6 protein-coding genes are annotated in these 3,960 nt (G+C 66.9%); 4 read left to right on the top strand and 2 right to left on the bottom strand.

Annotated elements, in window-relative coordinates; translation table 11 throughout:
- The 4 genes from KAY22_RS25790 to KAY22_RS25775 all read left to right on the top strand — a co-directional run.
- On the top strand, window positions 1–268 hold a 268-nt coding region (locus tag KAY22_RS25790), incomplete at its 5' end, for an AbrB/MazE/SpoVT family DNA-binding domain-containing protein (protein ID WP_366514167.1).
- Between the two features lie 11 nt (window positions 269–279).
- Window positions 280–678, top strand: coding sequence for a type II toxin-antitoxin system VapC family toxin (locus KAY22_RS25785; protein ID WP_296625959.1), 399 nt, complete (start codon window positions 280–282; stop codon window positions 676–678).
- 148 nt (window positions 679–826) lie between these two features.
- Window positions 827–1,393 (top strand): hypothetical protein, encoded by a 567-nt coding sequence (locus KAY22_RS25780; protein ID WP_296625957.1) that lies wholly within the window; start codon window positions 827–829, stop codon window positions 1,391–1,393.
- 216 nt (window positions 1,394–1,609) lie between these two features.
- Window positions 1,610–2,158, top strand: a complete 549-nt coding sequence (locus tag KAY22_RS25775; RefSeq protein ID WP_296625956.1) for a DUF736 domain-containing protein — start codon at window positions 1,610–1,612, stop codon at window positions 2,156–2,158.
- A 129-nt stretch (window positions 2,159–2,287) separates the two neighbouring features.
- Here the strand turns inward: KAY22_RS25775 and KAY22_RS25770 are convergent, their stop codons facing one another.
- Together KAY22_RS25770 and KAY22_RS25765 are read right to left on the bottom strand one after the other, a co-directional pair.
- Window positions 2,288–3,568 (bottom strand): SulP family inorganic anion transporter, encoded by a 1,281-nt coding sequence (locus KAY22_RS25770; RefSeq protein ID WP_296625955.1) that lies wholly within the window; start codon window positions 3,566–3,568, stop codon window positions 2,288–2,290.
- Between the two features lie 2 nt (window positions 3,569–3,570).
- On the bottom strand, window positions 3,571–3,879 hold the full coding sequence (locus KAY22_RS25765) for a helix-turn-helix domain-containing protein (RefSeq protein WP_296625958.1): 309 nt from the start codon (window positions 3,877–3,879) through the stop codon (window positions 3,571–3,573).
- Window positions 3,880–3,960 lie beyond the last annotated feature (81 nt).

Here is a 3,960-nt window from a genome sequence, read left to right as displayed (position 1 = left end):
GGGCGGCATGGCACGATCTGAACCGATAGCCTCGCGGGAAGCCAAGCTGTTCCGCAACAACAAGAGCCAGGCCGTGCGTATCCCGGCCGACTTCGAGCTTCCCGGAACGAGCGTCATGATCCACCGCGACGGCGAGCGGCTCATTCTCGAACCGATCCGTCGGCGGAATATCCTCGAAGTCCTTGCGAGCCTCGACCCGCTCGGACCCGATGACGAGTTCCCGGACGTCGACAATACGCTGCTGCCGGCCAAGGCCATAGACCTTTGAGCACGCTCTACATGCTCGACACCAACATCGTGTCCGAGCTTGCGCGCAATCCGCGCGGGGCCATTGCGAAGCGGATCGCCGAGGTCGGCCCTGACGGCATCTGCGTCAGCATCATCGTGGCCGCCGAACTTCGCTACGGCTGCGCCAAGAAGGGATCGCCACGCCTCCTGGCCCAGATCGAAGCGATCCTCGACAGCATCCAGGTTCTCGCCCTCGATGTTCCGGCCGACACCGAATATGGCGGAATTCGCGCCGAGCTTGAGGCCGCGGGCAAACCGATCGGCCCGAACGACCTGTTCATCGCGGCCCATGCCTATGCCCTGGACGCGGTGCTTGTGACCGCCAACTACGGCGAATTCTCGCGCATCCGCGCCCTTAGAATCGAGAACTGGCTCGACGAGCCCAACTGACGGCCTGTCCCTCGACCGTTACAGCCTTGGCGCCCCGCAGCGAACGATAATCGCCGGACTGCGCCGCAAGCCTGCCGGGGGTGCCATGCCACCGCTCGCGGCGGCGGCTGCCCCCGCTCGATCAACTCCAAATTCGAGAGGAACGACCATGACGACCATCGTCCTGAGCAACGGCCATCTGCGCTCCGAGACCGTCGAAGCCGCGATCGACGCGCTGATCGAGATGCTGAACGATCATCCGCTCAACCGCCTGTTCGAAAAATATGGCGATTTCGTCGAACGGGACGCCCGCAACCTGCGCGGCGAATGGCTCGAAGGGGTCGAGAATGCCATCAGCTTCTTCGGCAACTTCTTCGACCGATCCCATGTCTTCAGCATCGTCTCGAACGACCCGCATCACGTCGAACGCCTCTGCGCCGCGATCGCGGCGAACCGCCAGCGTCCCGACTATCTGCGCCAGCCGCCGCCCTACGATCCCGACAAGCTGGTTATCGAGCGCAAGCGCTTCAGCACGATCCAGGGCGAAGTGCTGCTCACCTATGAGGGTCAGCGGATCGAGCAATATGGTGACACGATCCGGCTCGACGGTCGCGGCAACTATGAAGGCCATGAGGATCACTACTGGCACGACATCGCCAAGCGTGATCTCGCGCGCCGCCATGTCGAGGCCTTCGACCGCAGCATGACCGCGAGCGAGGCTCTCCCGCCCACCTAGCGACCGTTCGCCAGCCGGTGCCGTCGCCTCTAGCGACCTGGCCGCCCGCAGGCGGTCAGCGCCACCCAGCGCCCAACGCGTTTCGCCCGAGGCCGCTTATGCGGCGCTCGGATGGGCGCTTGCGCGCCTGCTCGGCCGAACGGCCGAGGAGGGGAGTGGGGAAGGAGGAAGGTGGCTCGGACACGGTGTTCGAGACCGCTTTCAGGAGACTTTCCCATGAACATCGGTTCGATCAAGCAGAATGACGCCGGCATTTTCGTCGGCAAGATCGCGACGCTGGCGATCGCCATGACGGTTGCGCTGCGCGAGGTGCACTCGGCCAATCCCAAGGCGCCCAAGTTCGAGGTTCTGGCGCTGTCGGCGTCGCGGGCGTGGGTGCAGGTGGGTGCGCTGTTCGAGCTGTTCTCGAACGGCACGGGCGAGGCGTTCCTCAACGGCAAGATCGAGGATCCGAGCCTGGCCGCGCCGCTCTACGTGTCGGCGTTCCGCCAGGAGGACGGCAGCTACAACGTCGTCTGGTCGCGCCCGACGCGTCGCCGCGATCTCGCCGCGGAGATGGCGCCCAAGGCCGACGAGGGCCTGCCGCCGCTGCCCGGCGCCGACGAGACCGCCGGCCCCGCCACCCAGGGCACCGAGGCCGGCCTCGGCCAGTCCTCCGCCGAACATGCCTTCGGTGGCGAGCCCCAGGAAGGCGGTCGCCGCCAGCGCAAGCAGCGCGGTTCCGAGGCCGCCGATCCGGCCGAAACCGCCGACGCGACCGCCTGACGCGATCCATCTCCCCGACGCCGCGCCCAGCCTCCGGGCGCGGCCCCTTGCAGGGTCCGCTTCGCACGCCGCGAGGCGGGCCCTGTTCTTGTTCGGCAGGTGAACCCCTTGCCTCCTACGAACGCACCTTCAATCGCCCTCTTGCGGAACCCTTCGCCGGACGATCGCCAGCAATGCGGCGACGACGCACCCCGTGACGATCCCGAATGTCAGGTCCTTCACGAGGGTCAGCCCGAAGGTCGCGAGCAGCACCGAGGCCGTGGGCCAGCTGCGGATCAGGCGCAGGAATTCGGCCTTCTCGGCCATATTCCAGCACACCACCAGCAGGACGCCGGCAAGCGCCGAGAGCGGCACATAGCGCGCCAGCGGCGCAGCCACGAGCATGAACAAGAGGACGAACAGCGCATGCAGCATGCCCGACACCGGGCTGATCGCACCGGCCCGGATGTTCGTCGCGGTTCGCGCGATCGTGCCGGTGACGCTGATCCCGCCGAACAGGGCCGAGACGATGTTGGCGAGACCCTGGGCGACCAGCTCCATGTTGGAGCGATGCTTGCGTCCGGACATGCTGTCGGCGACCTTGGCCGACAACAGGCTCTCGACGCCGCCCAGCAGGGTGAACGAGAGCGCCGACGGCAGGAGCTGCAGCACCAGCGCCCATGACACCGCCGGTGCCTGCGGCGTCGGCAAGCCGCGCGGGATATCGCCGAAGCGGCTGCCGATCGTCTCGGCCGGAAGCTGCAGCCACCCGGCGACGACGGACGCCAGCACCACCGCGATCAACATGCCAGGCCAGTTGGGCCGATACCGGCGCAGCAGGAAGATCAGCGCCGCCGACCCGAGGCCCAGCACCGCCGCCGCGGGCGTTACCGTCGCCGCCGCCTTGGCAAGCGCCAGCAGCTTGGGAAGCAGCGGGCCGGGTTCCGCGCCCGCGAGATGCAGACCGAACAGATCCCGGATCTCGCCTGAGAAGATCGTCACGGCAATGCCGCAGGTGAACCCCACGGTCACGGGATGGGGAATGTGGCGGATCAGCGAGCCGAGCCGCGAGAGCCCGATCAGCGTCAGCATCGCCCCCGACAGCATCACGGTGACGAGCAGCCCGTTCAGACCGAACTTCGTCGTGGTGGCGGCCACCAGAACGATGAAGGCCCCCGCGGGTCCCCCGATCTGGTAGCGGCTCCCACCCAGGGCCGAGACGAGGAAACCGCCGATGATCGCGGTATAGAGCCCACGCTCGGGCGACACGCCGGAGGCTACGGCGATCGCCATCGACAGCGGCAACGCCACGATCGCCACCGTCACCGCAGCGAGCACGTCCTTGCGGAACGACGAGAGGGAATAGCCCTCGCTCAGGGCCGTGACGAGCTTCGGCCGGAAGAGATGGGCTGTCGCCGTGCCGTCAGGCATCCTCAAGCCACCGATTCATTGTCCTGCGTGCGCCGCACGGGCTCGCGCAAAGTCGGGCTGGTGGGATCGCGCAGCCGGACACCGCGCCCGCCGCTCGCGCTGATGCTATTCTCCCGGATCAGCTCGATCCCCTCGCGCTCAAGCGCATCGACCACCTTGGTCAGCGTATCCACCACGCCCCGGACATAGCCATCGCTGGCCGCTTCCATCCGTTGGATCGTTGGGAGCGATACGCCGGCGCGCTCGGCGAGCGTGCGCTGGTCGATTCCGAGGAGCGCGCGCGCCGCGCGAAGCTGAGCTGGGGTGAGCATCGCCATGATGTAAAATACATCAGGAATGACGTCAAGAACTGCTCAAAAGCGCGTCTGACTATCTGAATAGCGATCCTAAAC

The organism is Rhizorhabdus sp., from assembly GCF_018006725.1.
GTDB lineage: Bacteria > Pseudomonadota > Alphaproteobacteria > Sphingomonadales > Sphingomonadaceae > Rhizorhabdus.
Note: the sequence above shows the minus strand (reverse complement) of the source record. Positions and strands in the feature narration are given on the sequence as shown.